The sequence below is a fragment of the Parabacteroides sp. PF5-9 genome (assembly GCF_029893105.1).
GTDB lineage: Bacteria > Bacteroidota > Bacteroidia > Bacteroidales > Tannerellaceae > JARXWG01.
Window position 1 is genome coordinate 130,756 of record NZ_JARXWG010000005.1, and the last position, 22,550, is coordinate 153,305.

The following is a 22,550-nucleotide window of genomic DNA, read 5'->3' on the forward strand; positions in this document are numbered from 1 at the left end:
AACAACATTAACGCTTACTGAACTGGAATCTCTTACGTGCTTTCGGTTGTCCCGGTTTTTTGCGTTCTACAACACGTGGATCACGGGTAACAAAACCTTCAGCTCTCAACGCTGGTTTATCTTCCGGATTGATTTTAATCAATGCACGAGCGATAGCCAAACGAGCCGCTTCTGATTGTCCTTTATATCCGCCACCAGCAAGATTGATCTTGATGTCGTATTTTTCGGAGACTTCCAACTTGTTCAATGGCTGTTTCACCACATACTGAAGAATAGAAGAAGGGAAATAATTATCCAAATCACGTTTGTTGATTGTTATTTTTCCAGTTCCTTCGCTTACGTATACACGTGCAACAGCCGCTTTACGTCTTCCTATTGCATTTATTACTTCCATAGGGCTTATTTATATGAGTTTATATCGATTGATTTCGGTTGTTGCGCCTCATGCGGATGTTCTGCTCCTGCATATACATGCAAATTACCAAGCAATTTTGCACCCAGACGGTTTTTCGGCAACATACCTTTAACTACTTTACGGAACAAGCGATCTTCACCCTTAGCCATCAGATCGGCCGGAGTAAATTCACGTTGTCCACCGGGATATCCGGTATATCTCAAATAAATACGATCGTTCCATTTATTTCCTGTCAGAACGATTTTTTCTGCATTGATGATAATCACATTATCACCACAATCAACATGCGGAGTAAAATTGGGTTTATACTTGCCACGCAAGAGTTTTGCTACTTTAGAACAAAGGCGTCCCAAAGTCTGTCCGGTTGCATCTACAACCACCCATTCTTTATTAACAGTTGCTTTGTTAGCAGAAATGGTCTTAAAACTTAAAGTATCCACTGCTTTAATTAGTTTGTTAATTAATAATTTAAAAAACGAGCTTTTGTCTGTTCGCCAACATTATTACACGGACACGAGACGTAATAATGCGCTAAAAACTAAACTCTTAGTACATTTTGATAATAATCGGCTCGCAAAGGTACGGCTTTTCTCTGAAATATAAAATGTTTTTAGACCCTTTTTAACGAAAGGTTCTTCATCTGAATGCTCTATATAAGCATTTTGTCTATCAATTTCGTATAATCCGAAGTAAATAAACAGACCTGTTAAAAGACCGGATTCACCACCCTCTCAGACAGCAGGGCAATATCAATAACCTCCCGGATATCATCAACATAATGAAAAGTAAGTCCTTTCAGATAATCGGCATTAATCTCACCCACATCCTTTTTATTCTCTTTACACAAGATGATCTCTTTAATACCAGCCCGTTTAGCCGCCAATATTTTCTCTTTGATACCTCCCACCGGAAGGACTTTACCGCGAAGCGTAATTTCTCCGGTCATAGCCAGATTACTCTTTACTTTCCGTTGGGTAAATGCAGAAACTAATGAAGTCACCATCGTGACTCCGGCGCTCGGACCATCTTTCGGAATAGCACCCTCAGGCACATGCACATGCACATTCCATTTTTCGAACAACTCTTCCGCAATATCAAATTGCGAGGAATGCGAATGAATATATTCGAGTGCCAACATGGCTGATTCTTTCATCACATCACCCAGATTGCCCGTAAGCGTCAATTTCGACCCTTTGCCCCGACTCAAGCTGGATTCAACAAAAAGGATCTCACCGCCAACAGCCGTCCAGGCCAAACCTGTTACTACACCTGCATACTCATTGCCTTGATAACGATCGCGACTATATTCAACCGCTCCCAGGTATTCATGTAAATCTTCCGGAAGAATTTGTTGCGGAACCACCTCGTCGGACGCGATCTTCCGAGCCAGTTTTCGCATGATCTTGGCTATTTTCTTATCCAGTTCACGCACCCCACTCTCACGGGTATACGATTCGACGATCAATTGAAGTGTTTTCTTGGGAAATTTTACCGATTTTTTAGGAATACCGTGTGCTTCCAACTGTTTGGGAACCAAATGACGGGCCGCAATCTCCACTTTCTCTTCCAGGATATACCCACTGACCTCGATCAACTCCATACGATCCAATAACGGCTGCGAAATCGTATTCAGATTATTAGCGGTTGCAATAAACATCACCTTACTCAGATCATAGTCGACATCCAGATAGTTGTCATGGAAAGCATTGTTTTGCTCAGGGTCGAGCACCTCCAATAAAGCCGAAGCCGGGTCGCCTTTGAAATCATTTGTTACTTTATCAATTTCGTCCAATACAAATACCGGATTTGATGTACCGGCTTTATTGATATTCTGAATGATCCGTCCACTCATCGCTCCGATATACGTGCGACGGTGTCCGCGTATCTCCGCTTCATCATGCAATCCACCCAATGAAATTCGGACATATTTCCGGTTCAATGCTTCAGCGATCGATTTCCCCAAAGATGTTTTACCGACTCCCGGAGGGCCATAAAGGCAGATGATTGGAGATTTCATATCGCCTTTCAGTTTCAACACAGCAAGATGCTCTATAATACGTTCTTTCACCTTCTCCAAGCCGTAATGATCCCTATCCAGTATCTTCTGCGCATGTTTCAGGTTAAAATTATCTTTACTGTATTCATTCCATGGCAAATTGACAATCGTCTGTACATATTGTGTCTGGATGGAAAAATCGGGCGATTGCGGATGTAAACGTTCAAGCTTTCGCAACTCTTTTTCAAAAATCTCAGCAATAGGCGCCGACCATTTTTTCTTCGCCGCTTTTTTACGCAACTCTTTAATTTCCTGCTCATTGATATTACCACCCAACTCTTCCTGAATCGTTTTGATCTGTTGTTGCAGGAAATACTCTTTCTGTTGCTGGTTAATATCCTCATGCGTTTTCATCTGAATAGAGGTTTTCAACTCCATCAGTTGATACTCTCTGTTCAGAATAAACAAAAGCCGGTAAGCACGATCTTTCAGATCACTTATCATCAACAATTGCTGCTTCTCGGCTGCCCCGCTGGGGATATTGCTCGAAGAGAAATTGATCAGATAAAGCACATTTTTATTATTCTTGATCGAAAAAATCAGATCACGCGGAGGATCACTCATCGCCCCCAGCATTTTGATTGTCAAATCTTTTATCGTCGAAACCAACGCCTCAAATTCCCGGTCTTTTTTGTCCGGAATATGATCGTCAAGCAGGGTCACCTTTCCGCTCAAGAAAGGTTCGGTTTCTTGTATTTCATTTAATTCAAAACGTTTTTTACCCTGTAATATAATGGTTGTATTCCCATCCGGCATCTCCAAAACTTTCACGATATCGGCAACAACACCTATCGTAAAGAGATCATCCATCACAGGATCTTCTGTTTCCGAGTCTTTTTGGCAGACCACCCCAATCATTGCTTTATGCTTAACCGCATGACGAATCAACCGCATCGATTTTGGACGTCCCACAATCACCGGCATAGCTACTCCCGGGAAAAGCACCATATTTCGGAGCGGAAGGATAGGGATAATGCTACCAACTTTATCGACCCCATCAGCAAAGTCTTCATCTATATCACATTCGGTCAATATAGGCATCACAATTCCCAGATTATCCTCTAAATCTTCCATAAAATAAGGGCTGTATATTTTTGATTTTTGTTTCATACAATGTTATTTGTCGTGTGCAAAGGTACGGAGAAGCAGTGCAATAAATATGCCAAAAGTAAAGCTTTTCTCTTAAAAATGCTATAAATCTTTGATTATATCCGGAAGGAGATTCTTATAATGTCGAAAGTTCATACCTATAATAGATATGCCCCTCTTCGGTTTGTCCCGATTCAACCTTTGTCATACCCATTTTCTCACACAACCGAACCGAAGCAAGATTATCAGCATACATCCGGGCGACTACCTTCCGGGTCTTTAGCCGATTAAAACTATAGTGGATCAAACCTCTGCATATCTCCGAACCAAACCCTTGATTCCAATAAACAGTGTCTATAATATACCCCAGTTCCAAAATGGAGTTATCGTCAAAAGAGTTAAACAGTCCACCTTCGCCTATAAGAGTTCCATTCTCTTTCAATACAACAACAAATATACCAATCTGTTCACAGTACTCCTTATTAATCCGATTATATTTTTCACGCAACTCTTCCAGAGTCCAATTATATTTCCCATTGGAAACATAACGCATATTCTCTTTTTGGGTATAGATTGCCAGAAGGTGGGGAAGATCATCTTCATTGATTTCACGCAAAAACAACCGGGGTGTTTCAATAGAAATCATCACCGCAATAATTCATAGTAATGAAAATCAACAAATGCTCCATTTTTAAAAGCCGCTTTTTCCATAACGCCAACCTTTCTGAATCCATTTTTCTCCATCACACGCATAGAAGCCGTATTGTACGCATATGCGCAAGCGTAGATCCGGGCAATATCCGTTTCCTGAAAGACGATACGGATAGCTGCCCGGACAGCCTCCGTGATGATGCCTTTATTCCAATAGGCCTCTCCGATCCAGTAACCCAATTCAGCATTATAACGCTCTACATCAGACTGAAGAATAAAACCGACACCCCCCACAGCCTTACCATCCACCACAATGGCGTAATCCAACGGGAATGATCTTTTTAAGCACTCTTTGATAAAAGCTTTCCCATTTTTCTTCGTATAGGGATGTGGAAAACCATCACGCACATTATTCCAGATATTCACATTATTCGCCTGTTCTGATAAGGATTCAGCATCTTCTAATTTCCAGGGACGTATCTCAAAATTTTCTTTCTGTATCGGAAACATAACGGCTCTATTAGCGTTTTTTCTTGTTATTTAATAGATCTACAAAGATTCGGCCTTTCTCTGTGATCCTGAACTTCTGATAGGGATGATTCGGTTTTTCTTCTATTGTACGCCCAATCAACCCATCATTTAAAAGGCGTGTGATAATTTTATTCAACTGTCCCGAAATGGTTTTTTGTTTCATTTTTTGGGACAACTGTTTGCGGGATAATTCCGAATGGAGTAATTTCCGCAAAATAGACGAATAGAGCGTTTCTCTATCCCGTTCAAAACTTAAAGTCGTATTTAACGATTGAAACAATTCTTGTTTATAATCCGGCACAACCTCCAGCTGAATCCGATCTTCCTTTTTTATCCCTTTACCAAATGTCAAACGGAAATAGAGATCAGACTCTTCCCTTTTTATCCCTATCTCAGGATATTCCAGAAGCTCGTCGGTCATAATAGACAAACCCTCGCCCCAGCGATCAATCAAACCCAACCGCTGAAAAACGGTGTAGATCTGTTTATTACGAATAGCCACCTGCGTGATTGCCGTCGCATCAAACCGGATAGACGAAAGAGGCAAACCCGGACTACAGATTTCAATCCGGTCGTCATAGACGAATACCCGTACAGGAAGATCCTTCAATGCATAATCCCTATGTATGACCGCATTATAAAGCGCTTCACGAATAGCTTTGACCGGATACTCCCACCGGGGTATGGAATACAACCCATCCAAACGGGTTCCCATATGAATATGCCCCAGTATAAACTGGTAAGCAGCTTCTGGCTGTTCAGCAATATTGGTCGCTATCACTTTTTCATCAATACATTCGGAAGAATCATTTCCCCTAAAACGCATACATTCAATGATCGCCGACGGAAACAGCCCTTCTTTGATCTGCCCATCTGATAAAAGAACCAACGCATTTGTCGGTACCGTATCATCATCCGAGTCTAATGTCAATCCCATCCGCCTGAGCAATGAAGCTGTAACAAACTCACTGTTTTTTTCCAGATACATCCGTTTAAAGCTTTCAATATCAAGATCTCTTGTCTTTACCTGAGGATATGATTCCCGATCAAAAGAGTGGTGTAATCGTTGTCGCTTTAATGCGGCTATATAATCACCATCTGCCAACCGATTCGTTGTACCGAAGCGGATATATGTTCCATCTTCAACTCCCTTTTCTACCAGATGATATGGGGGCTCACTCCCTTTAACCACCGTGATTTTCACCACCGCCAATTCTGCTATCCGAAGAAAAGAGACCTGAGGCAAAATCGCCGGCGCACATTGTGTACTAACGGTTTTCAATATCTTTTCTTCCCAAGCAAACAACTCTTTCTCCGGCACTCCTGTGACTTCGCGTGGTGCATCATTCATGCCTATAAAAAGATCGCCTCCTACACCATTTGCAAAAGCAATAATGGTGCGAACCCATTCCTGTGGATCAGAAAATGCTGGTAAAAAACAAATGCTTCGACCGGCCGGTTCGTTTAACAATAGAGACTCATTCATTGGCCTTCCTTCATACACGACTGCAAAGGTAGAATTATTTCTATTTTTTCCAGTCTGGCTTCAACTTTTTTAATACTCCATAAAGAATGAATAAAGCCTTTCAATTGCTTTTTCGGTATTACCTACCTCTGTTTTTTGTTAGAGGTACCTCTAAATTCATTTAGAGGTAGGTGTAAATCGATTTAGAGGTACGTCTAAATTATTTTAGACGTACCTCTAACAGAAAAAGGATTCTGAAGATGTTGAAAAAAGTCGCCTTCGGTTTGAAATGTTATGCTGATCCGAGCAAAAAAATGCAAAAACAATTCGGAAAGTTTCCAAAACAGGAAACTTTTTATACCTTTACAAAAAAGATCATTATGACCGTTCAGATCGACAAAATAGGACTATTGATTCGCGAGGAAAGGGTTCGCTGCGGCATGACACAGGAAGAACTAGGTATAAAAATCGGCGTCGGCAAAGCGCAAATTTCAAAAATAGAGAGTGGAAAAGGATTAACTATAAAGACTATCAATAAAGTGCTTGCTGCATTGAATTTATCTACAACTGTCAGGTTGGCTGGCAAAAAGAGTATTGATAAGCGAATTGTCGGATATGTTGTTGCCGTCATAAACGAATTTGCAAAAACATACAATCTAACAGTACGTGAAGCGAGCAATTACCTGCACCACCATAAAGGGCTGGAATTTCTTGAGGAGCACTATGAAGCCGAACACCTATTGTCGATCGAGGACAGTGTGCAGGATTTGGCACGTATTTGTCGCAATCAGGGAGGAGGAATTGTATGATACTGTTCCATGGATCAAATACAGCGATTAAAACCATTGACTTTGCCAAATGCAAACCGTATAAAGACTTCGGGCAAGGTTTTTACCTAACCGAAATAGAAGAGCAAGCGATACAAATGGCAAGACGAACAGCGTCTATCTATGGAGGTGAACCGACTGTAACTTCTTTTAAATTCGACTATGCGGAGGTATTCAATCATTCGTCTTTGTCAATCAAACATTTTGAGAAACCGGATGAAGAGTGGGCTTTATTTGTAATGGCTAATCGGAGCCGGGCTCAGATACATCCCATCCATGCATATGATATTGTCATTGGGCCGGTGGCTGATGACACAATAGCGACACTGTTCCGCAATTTTGATGATGGCATTATTGACCTACCTACTTTAGTAAACGGTCTTAAATACAAGAACATATCTTCCCTATATTTTTTTCATTCACAGAAAGCTGTAGTATATCTCAACGCATTATGAATAAAAAAACGCATTATTTAATCGAAGGTATAACCAAGGACGTTGTCATTTATCTCATGGAAGATAATGATATGGGTATGTCTGAAGCGATCACATTGTTCCATAATTCGGAAACATTTGAAAAACTCACAACCGAAACAACCGGATTATATATTGAAAGTTCGGCCTATGTCTATGAGATTCTGAAATCGGAAATCAAAATGGGAAAAATCAAATAAAACAACTATTCCCAAAAATTAAAGAAATGATGGACAGAGCCATGTCCTTTTCCGATTTCATACATCGCCCCGGCAGTAATCGCCTGACGAATATACGCTTTAGCCTGACGAATCGCCTCATTAAGCGGCAGACCGTGAGCCAGAAAAGCGGCGATAGCGGATGATAATGTACAACCGGTTCCGTGTGTATTTTTTGTCTGTAGACGCTCGGAAGAGAGATAAATAAGTTCGTCAGACTCCGCATTGTAGAAAACGTCGGTCAAAGTATCTTCCGTCAGATGCCCGGCTTTCAACAAGACTGATACCGAACGATTCTGTGACAGTTCCCGCGCAGCATCAGGGAGTTCCTCCTGATGAGTAATCTGTTTGCCCAGTAGAATACTTGCTTCCGGGATATTCGGGGTAATCACACGAGCCTGGGGAATTAGTTCGTTTTTTAAGGTTTTGATCGCTTCATCCTGTAGAAGAGGATCGCCGGAAGTGGCGACCATAACAGGGTCGAGCACAATGTTTTTGATCGTATATCGGGCAAGCGTATCACGAACGGCCATGATTAGTTCGGAGGAATGCAGCATTCCGATTTTAATCGCGTCGGCTCCTATATCGTCGAGCACCGAACGTATCTGCCCGGTGACAAACGGTACCGGTACCGGATGTACCCCTGTCACGCCGACAGTATTTTCATCCACCACCGCAACAATGACCGTTGCTCCATAACACCCACAGGCTGAAAAGGTTTTAAGGTCGGCCTGAATACCGGCACCTCCGCTCGGATCACTTCCGGCAATAGTCAGTGCACGTCTATATTGTTTATTTGTTGACATCTTTTAATCGTATTTGATGAATAATCCGGCAAAAATCAGCCGCCGCTTTTTGCGGATCAGCGGCCGACATAATGGCAGAGACGACAGATAGACCATCCGCTCCTGCACGGATAATTTCGGTAGCATTGTTCAGATTGACTCCTCCAATAGCTACTGCCGGATGATTAGAGAGATGAGTTATTGAACGCACTCCGTCAAGTCCAAGCGCCGATGCGGTATCGGTCTTTGTTGGGGTATTGAATACAGGAGAAATACCAATATAATCTATATCCAGTTGATTAGCCCGTAAAACATCTTCTTCGTTTTCTACCGACAAACCGATGATTTTGTTTTTCCCCAGTAGCTTGCGTGCTATCGGATAAGGAAGGTCGTTTTGACCGATATGAAGGCCGTCGGCATCACTCGCCAAGGCGATATCTAACCGATCATTGACAATAAGCGGAACCCCATAAGGCTTCAGTATGCGTTTAAGCGCAACTGCCCGTTCATAAAAAGTTTTGCTGTCACACGTTTTCTCACGCAGCTGAACAAGAGTTACTCCTCCTTTCACAGCTTCTTCTACTACCTCTATGAGCGGTCGTCCCAAAGAGAGCATACTATCGGTGACCAGATAAAGGCTTAGATCGATTTTTTTCTGCATATTTATCCTTTGAGATGGCGACGGATCGTCTCCCCGTTGATATTAGATAATTCGTCGAGGAAGTTGACTTGCAAACTACCATTACCTTTCGAGTAGGTAGCAGCAATTTCTCCGGCTATCCCCATGATGGCCATCCCATGTGCAGACGCTTCCAACGGGTTTGGATTAACTGCGGCAAAGGTTGCCACCATAGCCGTGGCAGTACACCCCATACCGGTTACACGCGCCATAAGCGTATTGCCATTCGCGACCATCTCCGTTTGCCGACCGTCGGTGATATAATCCGTCTGCCCACTAATAACCACAATGGCTCCTGTATGAGCAGCTAACGCCTTAGCAGATTCAAGTGCCAAATCGGATGAATCGATACTATCTACCCCTTTGGTACGACCATTGTTGTTCCACAAGGCCATAATCTCCGAAGCGTTACCTCGTATGATGGTAGGTGGACAGGTTTCCATCAATTGCTTACAAACGTTAGACCGATAAGAGGTTGCACCTGCACCTACCGGGTCAAGAATAAGAGGGATTTGACGGTTCAATGCCGTTTTTCCTGCAATCAACATACTCTCCACCCAACTTTCCTCAAGTGTTCCGATGTTTAATACAACGGCTGAAGCAATAGCCGCCATTTCTTCCACCTCATCTATGGCATGGGCCATAACAGGCGAAGCACCAATAGCCAATAAGCCATTGGCGGTATTATTCATTACGACATAATTGGTGATATTGTGAATCAGTGGCGAACGTTCTCTCACCAGGAGCAGATCCCGCTCCAAATGTGTACTGTCAATCATCTTTTAAGTGAATATTTAACCTTATTTTTTAGACAGATCATGTAGAAAGAGATCCATCATTCGTTTGGCTGCTACAAATGAACTGATTTCATTGTTTAAAACCTGTTGTTCTGTTGCTACCAGCATCTCCTCAACGGCAGGATTATGATAAAAGGTATCTCTAAGTGTTTCGTTAATGCTTTCATACATCCAGTATTTGGCCTGTTCGTTACGTTTATGAGAGAAATAGCCGTTGTTTTTCGTAAAAGCAACATATTCGTCAATCATTTCCCAGATTTCCGGAATACCCAGTTTATAATATCCGGAGTAGGTTAATACCTTCGGTGTCCAACCGGAGTCTGCCAAAGGGAAAAGATGCAAGGCGTTGCGAAATTGCGAGGCAGCCAGCTTCGCTTTTTCGATATTATCACCATCGGCTTTATTGATAATGATCCCATCGGCCATCTCCATTATACCGCGTTTAATCCCTTGTAACTCATCCCCTGTTCCAGCCAATTGAATCAACAAAAAGAAATCGACCATGGAATGAACAGCCGTTTCACTTTGTCCGACACCGACCGTTTCGACAAAAACAGCGTCGAAACCTGCAGCTTCACAAAGCACTATCGTTTCACGGGTTTTACGAGCCACCCCTCCCAGCGAGCCGGCAGAAGGAGAAGGACGGATAAACGCATTTTTCTCACGGGAAAGTTCCTCCATCCGGGTTTTATCTCCGAGAATACTCCCTTTTGTGCGTTCACTGCTTGGATCGATCGCAAGAACAGCCAATTTATGCCCCTGATTGAGCAAATGTATCCCAAAGGCATCTATAGAGGTACTTTTTCCGGCACCGGGAACTCCGGTAATTCCTATCCGAACCGATTTTCCGGCATAAGGCAAACATTTTTCGATGATTTCCTGGGCGACTTGCTGATGTTCGGGACGGGCACTTTCTACGAGAGTAACGGCCTGACTGAGAATCGTGATGTTTCCTTTCAAAATCCCGTCGACGAATTCGGCCGGTGTATATTCTTTACGTTGGATGCGTTTCGTTAAGTACGGGTTGACAGTAGGGGCATCTGAAATCCCTTTATTAACCTTCAATCCCTTATACATTTCATCATTCTCGGGATGTTCCATATTTTTTGAAATTAAGAATGAAAAATTTAAAAATGAAAAATGAAGAGTTAGAATCGTCGTTTTTTAATTCTTAACTCTCCATTCTTCATTTTTCATTTATTTTATTTGTGGGCTGTCACCTTGATCAACCGCACAGGGCCATTCGGATCATTGCATACAACATTGATCAATGATTCGAGTTTGGCTTTAACATCTTTCGGACGAAGCGACACTTTGAATGTCGTTGAGGCTCCCGGTTTGAGTTCTCTTTTCCCTCCTGAAATATCCAGCCGTTCATCGTCTGAAGTTACACTATAGATGATCAGAGGTGATTTACCTGTGTTTTTGATTTCAAAAGTACCGGTGACTTTCCCTCCGATTAACGGAATGATACTGCTCTTGTTGGTTACCTGTCCAAATTCGATAATTGTTCCCGAAAGCTGAGCCATAGGCGCCTGTGTCTTCTCTGAAGGCGACAGTTTGGTGAAATTGTCAATGATATTGGCCGCGATTTTGATCTCACCCAACACCTCTTTTTCATCCGAGGTACTTAATGTGACCGGAAGTTCGGTAACGATCCGCCCTTTTCGCTTGGCGACCTTGGCATCCAGTAAAATGGTAATTTCTCCCGTCTCGCCCGGCTGCAAGGTTGCTGGGTTGACTTCAACAGTGAAATAGTTTGGCATCTTACCCAATAAGATACTTAACGACTTCTGACTGTCGTTCATGATGTTTATCCGTTCTCCCATCGCTTCGCCTTCACGAATGCTACTGAACAAAATTGTTTTTGTATGCAACTTCAACTCTCCGATGGAATAAGGATAGGTAAATACCGGCTGAGCCGCTTTCGGTTTGACATTACCCCGGATGGAAAGTGTAAAACTTCCCTTTTTCCCATTACTGTAAATGGATACTGTTTTATGGAAAGGTCCGGGACGTCCTTTCGGATCGAACGTAATCTTGACCTCACTGGTCTTTCCCGGAGCAATAGGTTCTTTCGACCATTCCGGACGGGCACACCCACATGATGCAGTGATTCGCGTAATCACTAACGGTTTATTCCCCGTATTCTTGACCGTGAAAACATGCGTTGCCGGACCTTCTGCTTCGGAGATCGTTCCGAAATTATACGTCATCGCATCCGCACTTATCTGCGCATCATTTTGAGCGACGGTAATCCCCCAGAACAACACACCCATCAGAATAAGTAGAAATCGTTTGTTTTGCAACATGTGGTTTTTGTTTGCCTGTTTTATTTTACCTCACCACGGATTGTCAATATAAAACTGCCTGTTTTTCCGTTACTATACACCGATATCGATTTAGTAAACGGTCCGGGGCGATGAGCCGGGTCGAAAGTAATCTTAATGGTACCTTTTCCTCCCGGAGCGATCGGTTCTTTTGTCCATTCGGGAGTTGTACACCCACAAGAGGCAATCACCCGTGTTAATACCAACGGCATCCCTCCTGTATTTTTAATTTCAAAGGTATGAGACACTTTACCATCGGCTTCTTTAATCTCTCCGAAATCGTAAGCCATCTGGTCTGCTGCGATAACAGCTTGTTGGTCCTGAGCCGAAACAAAGTTAGTAGCCAACAATACTGCCATAAAAATAAAAATAATCTGTTTCATTTTTCTTTTTAATTGCATTATTTAAAACGACAAATATAGTGAAAACCAAGTACAACATCAAGAATCAACACATTATTTGCGCACAACCAGCTTATCCCCTTCCGTATGAGAAACAAATTCGGGAGCATACAAACACTGTATTGTACTGATTCCTCCTGCATATTCTCCACTACGTGAAACATACACCGGATATTCGATCACAAATGTGCCTTTTGGTAAATGTTCGAAGAAGAAATTTTCCGACAGATCTTTCGGCGAACGATAGAAAAACACTCCGTCACGATAAGAGACCCCCGACAACTGATCAGCCGGTTCAAAACTTCCTGCACGCAGATCTTTCAGGTAGACATAATCCATATCACGGTCTGTGCGTACCGTTAAACGAACAATAACTTTATCTCCTACACGTAACGCATTATGATCCGCCGGACGAATCTGCCTCTCGCTTCCGCTGTTTGTTTCAACAAAGAGTTTCTTCTCGACATTCAATACCCCTTTTTGTCCACTTACTTTATCCAGATCCTCAAAGTACTGATGATAGACCGCCCCCCATGCAGGAGCCTCACCTGTTTTACGGATATTTACTGAAGAGGCCTGCGACGTAATTGCATCTCCTTCTGCGACTCGTTTTATATATCCTGTAGCAGCTTCACCTTCTGTTGAATTGAACACCTGGTTGTTCCATTCGACAGCCACCGTATTCTTATTCATCAACCAGTCACTTCCAGTCAATAGAATAGCGTATACAGCATTAACTGTTGCAGGAACAGACTCCCAGCTCTGTGTCCGCTTCTGGTTCAATAGCCACTGTTTCATGCGATCTGTTTCTGTCTGATCGGCACCCAATTCATGGAAAACAAACATCAGTTGCGTATGCACATCTATCGGTGAAGTGAAATAATTTGTTCCTCTGCGATTATTCGCCCAGTACATACCCATCTCTTCTGAGGTCGTTGCCGTCTTGCGCAGCCAGGCCAGAATCGCTGTTGCTACATCCTTTTTCCCGTTCCGGTGCATCAACAGAGCAATTTCTCCTTTTCCTTTCAGGTCGTATTTACTCCATTGTTTCTCTGCCTGGTCAGTATAAAAACGAATGGCCTCCCGTGCATCTCCCAGTTCAGGAATATCCCTGTATCCACTCCGGACATAAAGGAATTCGAGTTGTTCCGGACTAGGCAGAACTGATCGCCATTGTTCATTCTGTTTTTTCAGAGATTCATACTCTTTTTGAATTGTCTGATCGAGATATTTCAATGCCCTCATTTGCATTTCTTTCTCTTCCTGACCGTATTGAACAGCACCTAATTCGGCCAGTTGCTTCATCCCTTTCAGGATAGAGAGTGTAATCGAACGACTGGAGTTTAATCCTTTAAACCAACTCCATCCTCCTTCTTCTGTTTGCTGCTGCAGGAGTTGTTGAAGTGCCGCTTCGCGCTGGAAAGAAGCACGGTTCAGATCGAATAATAACGAAAGTCGCTGTTTTTGCTCAGTTTCGTTTTTAGCCTCCATCACCCACGGGGTCTCCTCCAAAAGGATATTTTTCAGCTCTTCATTCTTCTCAAGGTTAGACAATAGCGTTTCCGCATTGCCACCTTGTATACTCCATTGCCTGATTACCTGTTGCAATTGGGGATACTCATTCACCATAGAGACAGCCAGAGTATTACTATAGTAGGCAGCAAACCACGAAAGAATATTCTCATTTTCCGGCGTAGAGATAGTAGGCAAAGCCTGAACAGCATACCAAGCCGGATTACTACTCAACTCCAATGTCATTCGGAAAGGTTTGCGACTGTTTTTACCCGAGTTAATCTGAAGCTGTTTTTCTCCTTTTTTCAACAGATAGAACGGTGTACTTTCCGTTACGAATAGTTGATTAGACAAGACCGGGATCAGATGTTGTTCTCCATCGCTGCCCTCTTCCGAATCGGCCACTATGCGTAGACCGATCAACTCCATGTTTGCCGGAACTGCAATAGTCCAGTCGACGGAAGTATTACCTCCCGCAGCCAGATCAAACGATTGCTGTCCGATTGACAGACCAACAATAGCCTTTTCGGTAGCAGGGTCAAACAGTTCCAGACGAACATTCCCTTTTAATCTTCCTTCCGATTGATTAATCACCTGAGTCGCGATAGATACCTGATCTCCCTGTCGCATAAAACGCGGAAGATTGGGTAATACCATCAATGGCTTACTGGTAATCACCTCCTTAGTCAGATTGCCAAATTTAAGATCTGCCGTATGTGTTACTGTCTGTAATTTCCAGGTCGTATTACTTTCCGGCATAGTGAAACTAAGGATAAAATCACCTGTTTCATTCGTCCGGATCACCGGATAGAAAAAGGCTGTTTCGTTAAAGTTCTGACGAATGGACGTTTGACTGTTTTTCTTTCCGTTTTCCGATTGAGTCGTGGCCTGATCCATTGCAACTCCCGAATCGGCCACTGCTTCCTCTACCATATTTTCAGCAAGAACATCTGCTTCTTTCCGCATCATACTTAAACCGCCCATCGAACGGGTAGACGGAGCCATATTATAAAAGACGTGTCTATCGAGTACATTTTGCCAGTCCAACTGATCAAATTCGTAGTTTTTCACTTCGAGATAGTCCACTGTCCCACTCGCACTTTCATGATTCCGATAAAATCCGATACCCGCTTCAAAACTTCTTAACCATACATTGATTGACGAGGTGGGATTAAACGACCAGTTGAACGGTTGTATTTGATCCAATGAAATATCATACATACCTGCCAATACTTCTGCAACAGCCGGTAAAGAGTCGTTATCTACGACTTTAAACTTCCAGACCTCTTTATTACCCGGCAATAAACGATCCCGGAACGTCTCGGTTTTTATGTATAATTGACGGTTCGGTCTCTTGCGATAGATCGGCACCTGCGAAGCATATAATTGTCCCTCTTTGACGAAGGTAAACGAAGCAACGATACCATCTCCGTAATTTGCTTTAAAAGGTATCCGGAATGTTTTGTTCTCGTTATTCAACTTCACCATTGAACGCGATATAAACAACCCATTGCTATGATGTAACTCATACAAGAGGAAAACATCCTTATCGGAGGATCCGAATATAATTTCAGCCTCCTCTCCCGGCATACACGTCGTTTTTTCGTTCAGTATCCATGTATGAGAAAATACCGGAGGACGTTTATCCTGTTTGCCATAAAGCACAAAATCGTGTGTTTGTTTGGCCGTTCTCCCCTTACTATCTGCCGCCTCCATTTTAAGGCGATATCGTCCGGATGGAAATTTCGACAGCAACCACGAAGGCAACTCTTCGCCCGAAGTAAACTGTCCGGATGTCACCAGTTTGTCCTCCTTATACATCGGACTACCGTATTGATTTTTCCCGTTCTCTTCCAGACTGACGACTGTATATAACCCGGAAACGTCTGTTCTTTCTCCATTCAAGGTCTGCACATCTATTAATACACTTGTCTTGTTTTTATCTACCTGCTCCGGCAGATTGGTCGAGAGAAGGATACTAGCTTCCCCTACACTGAAGAGAGAGTATGCTTCCTGCGTCTCACCTTTACTGTCGGTTACGGTAGCAGTCACCTCAAAGCGCTCATAAAGGCTCCACCACAACGGCTGTTGCTGTTCTCTTTTTTCCGGTTTAAATACAAACGAGAAACTACCGTCGCCGGTCACCGTTGTTGTTCCGTATCCGACCTGTTCCGTTTGACCTCCCCACCCCATGCGTGGCCATAAAGGTGTACGGGTAATCCGCCAAGTGACCTCTCCACTCTGAAGAGAAGCACCGGAAAATGTTTGTACTTTCCCATTGAGGCGAACCTCATCTCCAAAAGCAATTTCCTCTTTTACAGGAAGAAAATCCACCTTGAATGTCGGACGTTTATACTCTTCCACCCGGATATATGTCGAATAATCCCCGGCTTCGATCCGGAAAGTACCATTCAATGCCTGTTTAGGCAGGATAAATTCGCCGTTGAATGAGCCGAATTCATTTGTTGTAAGCTGTTGACGGGTCACCTCTTTATTATTGGCATCCCGAAGGGAAACCGTAAAAGACTCTTTCGTTACAACCTTTGGATTTTCCGTATCGGGAATATAAGCGATCCCTTTGAAAAATACGGTTTGTCCCGGACGATAAAGTCCACGGTCGGTAAACAGCGAAAGCTTTGTTTTATCTTTTTGCGGTTCCGTATGATAGCGATAAAGATAGACACTGGCAACTCTTGCCCAGGTATCTCCCGGCAAGATGGGTTGACAGGCATAAATCTCTTTATTGTCGGGTAAAACAGCGATACCGTTTTTATCTGTTTCCACTGTCCCAAGCAGTTGCAGATACCGCCGTTGTCCACCAAAATAGTACACTTCAGCTCCGGATATCGGCTTCCCACTTTTGAAATCAGTGACAAACACCTCTGCCTTTCCCGAAGCCAACTGTCGCGAAACAGCGGCCAAACGGGTAACACTCAATGTATGTCTGTTTTTTATCTCCTTATCGGAAGCGCTGATAATACATTCATAGAGTGCTGCCTTTTCCACCGGAATCCGCAGAATCGTATCCTGACTACTATAGGTATTTTTAATCGGAAGCGAGAAAGCGAGTTCTTTCACCAATGATCCTTTCACCGCCTCCTCATCCGGAGAGTTATACGACATTAAGTCAATCGGTTGCCGCTTACTTTCAAACAGTTGAACGGTTACACCGGTAATATTTTTATACGTCAATTTCAGTTCTACATATTGCCCCGGATAAACCGTATTGGGCATCTCCGATGCTATAAACGGCTCCTCCATGGAAGCCAGTTCATTCTTCAACAAATTAATTCGTTCATATCCGGGAAAACGGGAAATAGCCTCTTTGATCTGGTGATATCGCTGAGTCTGTAACGAATCTGTGTTCAAACGGCCATCATCCGGCAAATAACGGGTTTGATTCAACTGGGCTATAAGTATTTCAATAGAAAAATCCTCATCCGCATACAGGCGGTTAAGCGACTCTAAAGCTGTGATATAGTCGGTATATTTCTGTGGGAAATGGCCTTGTTGGTATTGATAATTCAGATAATCCAGTTCGACCATAAGCGCTGCTTTTCTCTGCGGTTGTTGTTGCCGGAAAGAAAGAAGCTTTTCATATATTTCATAGGAAGGATGAATCGCCAATGCCCGATAGGCCAAAAAGTCGTATAATGTCGGACGCAATTCCGGAGAATCTTTACCCTTTATCAATAGCTCTTTAAAATCAGTAACGGGAGTTTGTTGTAATAGATCGGCAGGTTGCAAAGAGAGCGTCAACTCCTCCTGGATCTTATCCTCAAAAAGATTGGCAGACCATTCGCGAATATCATCGGGGATAAAACCGGTTAATGCTGTCCGTTGAGTCACTTGCCACCGGTTTTGCTGATAATACCAGTCATACATTTCTGCCAGTATGGAATGCAACAGGGCGACAGAAGCCTGTCCTGACGTCTTTGTCGTAAAGGCTTCCACCTCTTGTATCAATTCCGGGAACCGGTCGTTATCCTTTTCCAGTTCATCCTGCATATGCGTAATTAATGCCTTGATGAGTTCCGGGGTGTTATGCTCTTCGATTAATGTACTGATCATTCGCTCTTCTTTTGATGTTTCGCCGGCTTTGATGTATATCACAAACAATGAAATACCACAAAGGATCAATACCGAAACAATAGTTGCTCTTATCTTCATACCTATTTTATTCATTAAACTGGAAACAATAACTGTTTCAATATAGATACAAAGAAAGAGCAAATATTTGTGAAATATCCGTTAATAAGGATTAATTGTCGAAAGATTCCGGATTATCCCTACTTTTTCCGGATATAGGTCAAGAAGGTATACGGATAAATATGTTTTTCATCAGCAGAAAACTGCTGACATTCGATCTCTTCCCATTCGTCAAAGTTTATTTCTGGGAAAAAAGTATCAGCATCTTCAAAAACATGATGAACACGTGTCAGATACATTTTATCGGCAATCTCTAACGCCTGTTTGTACACCATCGCACCGCCGATCATAAAAATTTCATCTTCTTTCTCACAAATATCCAAGGCGTCATGCATCGACTCACAGGCGAAACAATCCACAAATCCGGCTTCAGGCAAGGTCGTCAGAACAATGTTTTTCCGATTAGGCAATGCGCCCTTAGGCAATGACTCGAATGTTTTGCGACCCATAACAACGGCATGCCCGGTTGTCAACTCTTTAAAGCGTTTCATATCGTATGGCATATGCCACAACAATTGTTGTTTTTTTCCGATAGCATTATTCTCCGAAAGCGCAGCAATAATAGAAATAGTACTCATGAGCGAATCGTTTTAATCTGTTTTTGCGTTTGTAAAATTCAATCAATCACCATCAGACAGCGACATCTCCCTTGATATGGGGATGCGGATTATAATCATTTAGTTCAAAGTCGTCATATTGAAAATCAAAAATACTTTTTACTTCCGGATTGATATATATTGTCGGAAGCTTACGACATTCACGGCTGAGTTGCAACTCAACCTGGTCGAGGTGATTGCTGTAAATATGTGCATCACCAAGTGTATGTACAAAATCTCCGGCACGCAAACCGGTCACTTGCGCCATCATTTGCAATAACAAAGCATAAGAAGCTATATTAAAAGGAACGCCCAGAAAGATATCGGCGGAACGCTGATAAAGCTGGAGACTCAGTTTACCATCGGCCACATAAAACTGAAAAAAAGCGTGACAGGGTGGCAGGTTCATATTCTCCAGATCACCTACATTCCAGGCGCTGACAATAATCCGGCGCGAATCGGGCGTCTGCTTGATCATCTCCACCGCCTGACTGATCTGGTCGATAGACCCTCCTTTATAATCGGGCCATGAGCGCCATTGATAGCCATAGATATGCCCTAAATCACCATCCGGGTCGGCCCATTCGTTCCATATCCGCACACCATTTTCCTGTAGATAACGTGCGTTTGTATCGCCTTTCAGAAACCATAAAAGTTCGTAGATAATCGATTTCAGATGTAATTTCTTGGTCGTAAGCAGAGGAAAACCCTCTTCCATATTAAAACGCATCTGATGACCGAAAACACTTAACGTCCCGGTTCCTGTTCGGTCTTCTTTCCGTATCCCTTCTGTTAAGACACGATTGAGCAGCGCATGGTATTGTTTCATCTGTTCTGTTCTTGTAGGATGCAAATGTACGAAAGTGGTCGGAATAAACCAAAGATTGAATCAATCGTATTTTCTCGTCACATCACTCTATCAAACAAGCTTTTTTTAATACCGAATGAATACAGCTAAAAGAATGGATTGCATAGGCTCCTCCAGCGATCCTTATCTACGACTATTTTTGCAGTAAGGAATTAATCGTCTAACAGATGTGTCACTTTCGTCTAACAGTTGGTGCACTTTCGTCTACCAGTTGTGTCACTATCGTCTACCAATTGGTAGACGATTAATTTGTCAGAGAAAACGCGTTAAGGCAACACAATAAAATGTGTATGACATGCAGTAAAAAAAACCCACTTTTTTACAACTACAGTGGTATTCGATTGGCAAATATTTGATATATTTGCCCTCTTCATCTCTTTAACCGCAGACAATCCATATGACTGAAAAAACAGAAAAACAGATAAAAGACGAACAGATGGTACAAGAGGAGTTCAATGCACTTTTGAACGAATACTTAAATTCCAACCATCGTCGTAAGGTTGAACGGATTACCAAAGCGTTCAATTTCGCCAATCAGGCTCATGCCGGCGCCAGACGTCGTTCGGGAGATCCGTATATCATGCATCCGCTCGCTGTTGCCCGGATTGTCTGTAGTGAGATGGGACTGGGATCGACTTCGATCTGTTCCGCTCTGTTACATGATGTGGTGGAAGATACCGAGTATACCGTCGAAGATCTGCGGAATATGTTCGGTGATAAAATCGCCCAGATTGTGGATGGATTGACAAAGATCGCCGGAGGGATATTTGGGGATCAGGCCTCGGCACAGGCAGAGAATTTCCGCAAATTACTGCTCACCATGAGCGACGATATCCGGGTGATCCTGATAAAAATTGCCGACCGGTTACACAATATGCGTACACTCGGCTCGATGTTAACAGCCAAACAGTTCAAAATTGCAGGAGAGACCTTATACCTCTATGCCCCCATGGCTCATCGATTGGGATTGTTCTCTATTAAGACCGAGCTGGAAGACCTCAGTTTTAAATATGAGCATCCGAATGAATATGAGATGATCAATAACAAACTAAGGGCAACGGAGGAATCGCGTAACAAACTGTTTGAGCATTTTGCTGAGCCGGTACATCTCAAACTCCAGGCCATGGGCATGAAGTATGATATGCGTGCGCGTGTCAAATCGGCCTATTCGATCTGGAATAAAATGCAAGGCAAAAATGTGCCTTTCGAAGATATTTATGACATCTATGCCGTAAGAATCATTTTCGACTCGCAGCCGGGTCTCGATGAAAAAAACCAATGTTGGGATATCTACGCCGCTATCACCGATATCTACCGGGTTCGTCCGGACCGTATCCGCGACTGGGTCAGCCACCCGAAAGCAAATGGATATCAGGCTCTTCACATGACTGTAATGGGTCCCGACGGTCAATGGGTGGAGTTACAGATCAGAAGCCGCAGAATGGATGAGATTGCAGAAAAAGGGTTTGCGGCTCATTGGAAATACAAAGAGAGTAATGTCGAAGAAGATACCGAACTGGATAAATGGTTGCAAACGATCACCGAAATACTGGAAAGTCCGAATCCGAACGCATTGGATTTCCTGGACACGATCAAATTAAACCTGTTTACGACAGAGATTTTTGTTTTCACCCCCAAAGGAGACCTTAAAACGTTGCCTCAGGGGGCTACCGCATTGGATTTTGCCTATGCATTGCATACCGACATCGGCAACCGTTGCATCGGTGCTAAAGTCAACCATAACCTGGTGCCGTTAAACCATCCATTATCCAGTGGGGATCAGGTGGAGATCATCACTTCGCGGTCGCAAAAACCACAGTCGGAATGGTTGGGGTATATTACGACAGCCAAGGCACGTTCAAAAATTGATGCTGTCCTGAAAAAAGCACGAAAAGACGAAGCCCAAAAAGGAAAAACCAAAATATTGGAAGCCTTTAAACGAATCGACCTGGAAGCAACAACCTCTGCCCTCGACAAATTAGCCTTATATTATGGGTTCCCCAAACGGGAGGATTTCTATTATGCCGTAGAACAAGGGGATGTGATGTTGCCCGAAAATATACAGAAACTACTGAAAGAGAAAACGGATAATATCTTCTTTAAATACGTCAAACAGGCTCTTGGGGTTGGTCAGAAAAACGAGAAAAACCCTCAGGTAAAAGACGAAGAGAAAAAGGAGAAACCTAAATTCGACAAAACCAAACCGTATATTCTTCGTGGGGATGAGTATTCAAAAAATTATGTGATCGCGGATTGTTGTAAACCGATCCCCGGAGACGACGCATTAGGTTTTATCAATGATGATGATACGGTGGTCGTTCACAAACGGGCCTGTCCTATCGCCATGCGATTGAAAAGCAGCTTCGGAGGACGTATTCTGAATACCGAATGGAGCAGCCACAGGAACACCTCTTTTGATGCGACCCTGCAAGTAAATGGGATTGACTCTGTTGGTGTCTTGACGGCGATCACCAAAACCATTTCGGAATATAATGTGAATATTCAGAAAGTACTGATCGAAGCCAAAGCGGGATTCTTTGAAGGAAAGATCAAGATGCAAGTCCACGATGTGGAAGATATCCAGAAAATGTGTGTGACGCTGTCGAAGATAAAAAATATCAAATCGGTCGGCCGTATCGCTGAATAAC

General features: G+C 43.0%; 19 protein-coding genes. 4 read left to right on the forward strand and 15 right to left on the reverse strand.

What is annotated here, in order from left to right; genetic code table 11:
• Positions 1-7: 7 nt before the first annotated feature.
• The 6 genes from rpsI to M2135_RS04780 form a co-directional block, all read right to left on the reverse strand.
• Positions 8-394 (reverse strand): 30S ribosomal protein S9, encoded by a 387-nt coding sequence (gene rpsI, locus M2135_RS04755; RefSeq protein WP_280747449.1) that lies wholly within the window; start codon positions 392-394, stop codon positions 8-10.
• Between the two features lie 5 nt (positions 395-399).
• Positions 400-855, reverse strand: a complete 456-nt coding sequence (rplM, locus tag M2135_RS04760; protein ID WP_280747450.1) for a 50S ribosomal protein L13 — start codon at positions 853-855, stop codon at positions 400-402.
• 266 nt (positions 856-1,121) lie between these two features.
• Positions 1,122-3,545, reverse strand: a complete 2,424-nt coding sequence (gene lon / locus M2135_RS04765) for an endopeptidase La (protein ID WP_280747498.1) — start codon at positions 3,543-3,545, stop codon at positions 1,122-1,124.
• 151 nt (positions 3,546-3,696) lie between these two features.
• Complete coding sequence (locus M2135_RS04770) at positions 3,697-4,206, reverse strand: GNAT family N-acetyltransferase (RefSeq protein ID WP_280747451.1); 510 nt, start codon at positions 4,204-4,206, stop codon at positions 3,697-3,699.
• A complete protein-coding gene (locus tag M2135_RS04775; RefSeq protein WP_280747452.1) occupies positions 4,206-4,721 on the reverse strand; it encodes a GNAT family N-acetyltransferase in 516 nt (171 codons plus the stop codon). The genes M2135_RS04770 and M2135_RS04775 overlap by 1 nt, the downstream gene beginning before the upstream one ends.
• Before the next feature lie 10 nt (positions 4,722-4,731).
• Positions 4,732-6,228, reverse strand: coding sequence for an RNA-binding domain-containing protein (locus M2135_RS04780; RefSeq protein ID WP_280747453.1), 1,497 nt, complete (start codon positions 6,226-6,228; stop codon positions 4,732-4,734).
• A gap of 239 nt (positions 6,229-6,467) precedes the next feature.
• Between M2135_RS04780 and M2135_RS04785 the strand changes: the two genes are divergently transcribed.
• From M2135_RS04785 to M2135_RS04795, 3 genes are read left to right on the forward strand one after another with little or no spacing between them, the layout of a single operon-like run.
• Positions 6,468-7,016: a DUF3791 domain-containing protein gene (locus M2135_RS04785; RefSeq protein WP_280747454.1), complete on the forward strand. Its 549-nt coding sequence runs from the start codon at positions 6,468-6,470 to the stop codon at positions 7,014-7,016.
• Entirely contained in the window at positions 7,013-7,489 is a 477-nt protein-coding gene (locus M2135_RS04790) for a DUF3990 domain-containing protein (RefSeq protein ID WP_280747455.1), read from the forward strand. The genes M2135_RS04785 and M2135_RS04790 overlap by 4 nt, the downstream gene beginning before the upstream one ends.
• A complete protein-coding gene (locus M2135_RS04795) occupies positions 7,486-7,707 on the forward strand; it encodes a hypothetical protein (RefSeq protein WP_280747456.1) in 222 nt (73 codons plus the stop codon). Before M2135_RS04790 ends, M2135_RS04795 begins: the two co-directional genes overlap by 4 nt.
• 5 nt (positions 7,708-7,712) lie before the next feature.
• On the opposite strand, the gene thiD is transcribed toward M2135_RS04795, so the two are convergent.
• From thiD to M2135_RS04840, 9 genes are all read right to left on the reverse strand, one after another.
• Positions 7,713-8,531 (reverse strand): bifunctional hydroxymethylpyrimidine kinase/phosphomethylpyrimidine kinase, encoded by an 819-nt coding sequence (gene thiD / locus M2135_RS04800; RefSeq protein WP_280747457.1) that lies wholly within the window; start codon positions 8,529-8,531, stop codon positions 7,713-7,715.
• On the reverse strand, positions 8,518-9,171 hold the full coding sequence (thiE, locus tag M2135_RS04805; RefSeq protein WP_280747458.1) for a thiamine phosphate synthase: 654 nt from the start codon (positions 9,169-9,171) through the stop codon (positions 8,518-8,520). Before thiE ends, thiD begins: the two co-directional genes overlap by 14 nt.
• A 2-nt stretch (positions 9,172-9,173) precedes the next feature.
• Positions 9,174-9,968: a hydroxyethylthiazole kinase gene (gene thiM, locus M2135_RS04810; RefSeq protein WP_280747459.1), complete on the reverse strand. Its 795-nt coding sequence runs from the start codon at positions 9,966-9,968 to the stop codon at positions 9,174-9,176.
• A 21-nt stretch (positions 9,969-9,989) separates the two neighbouring features.
• The gene (gene meaB, locus M2135_RS04815; protein ID WP_280747460.1) at positions 9,990-11,087 is read right to left on the reverse strand and encodes a methylmalonyl Co-A mutase-associated GTPase MeaB; all 1,098 of its coding nucleotides are present in this window, start codon (positions 11,085-11,087) and stop codon (positions 9,990-9,992) included.
• Positions 11,088-11,188: 101 nt separating this feature from the next.
• Positions 11,189-12,298: a DUF1573 domain-containing protein gene (locus tag M2135_RS04820; protein WP_280747461.1), complete on the reverse strand. Its 1,110-nt coding sequence runs from the start codon at positions 12,296-12,298 to the stop codon at positions 11,189-11,191.
• 20 nt (positions 12,299-12,318) lie between these two features.
• Entirely contained in the window at positions 12,319-12,699 is a 381-nt protein-coding gene (locus M2135_RS04825; protein ID WP_280747462.1) for a DUF1573 domain-containing protein, read from the reverse strand.
• A gap of 72 nt (positions 12,700-12,771) precedes the next feature.
• Positions 12,772-18,399: an alpha-2-macroglobulin family protein gene (locus M2135_RS04830; protein ID WP_280747463.1), complete on the reverse strand. Its 5,628-nt coding sequence runs from the start codon at positions 18,397-18,399 to the stop codon at positions 12,772-12,774.
• Between the two features lie 119 nt (positions 18,400-18,518).
• Complete coding sequence (locus M2135_RS04835) at positions 18,519-19,016, reverse strand: dihydrofolate reductase (protein ID WP_280747464.1); 498 nt, start codon at positions 19,014-19,016, stop codon at positions 18,519-18,521.
• A gap of 52 nt (positions 19,017-19,068) precedes the next feature.
• The gene (locus M2135_RS04840; protein WP_280747465.1) at positions 19,069-19,863 is read right to left on the reverse strand and encodes a thymidylate synthase; all 795 of its coding nucleotides are present in this window, start codon (positions 19,861-19,863) and stop codon (positions 19,069-19,071) included.
• Between the two features lie 436 nt (positions 19,864-20,299).
• Between M2135_RS04840 and M2135_RS04845 the strand changes: the two genes are divergently transcribed.
• Entirely contained in the window at positions 20,300-22,549 is a 2,250-nt protein-coding gene (locus M2135_RS04845; RefSeq protein ID WP_280747466.1) for a RelA/SpoT family protein, read from the forward strand.
• Position 22,550 lies beyond the last annotated feature (1 nt).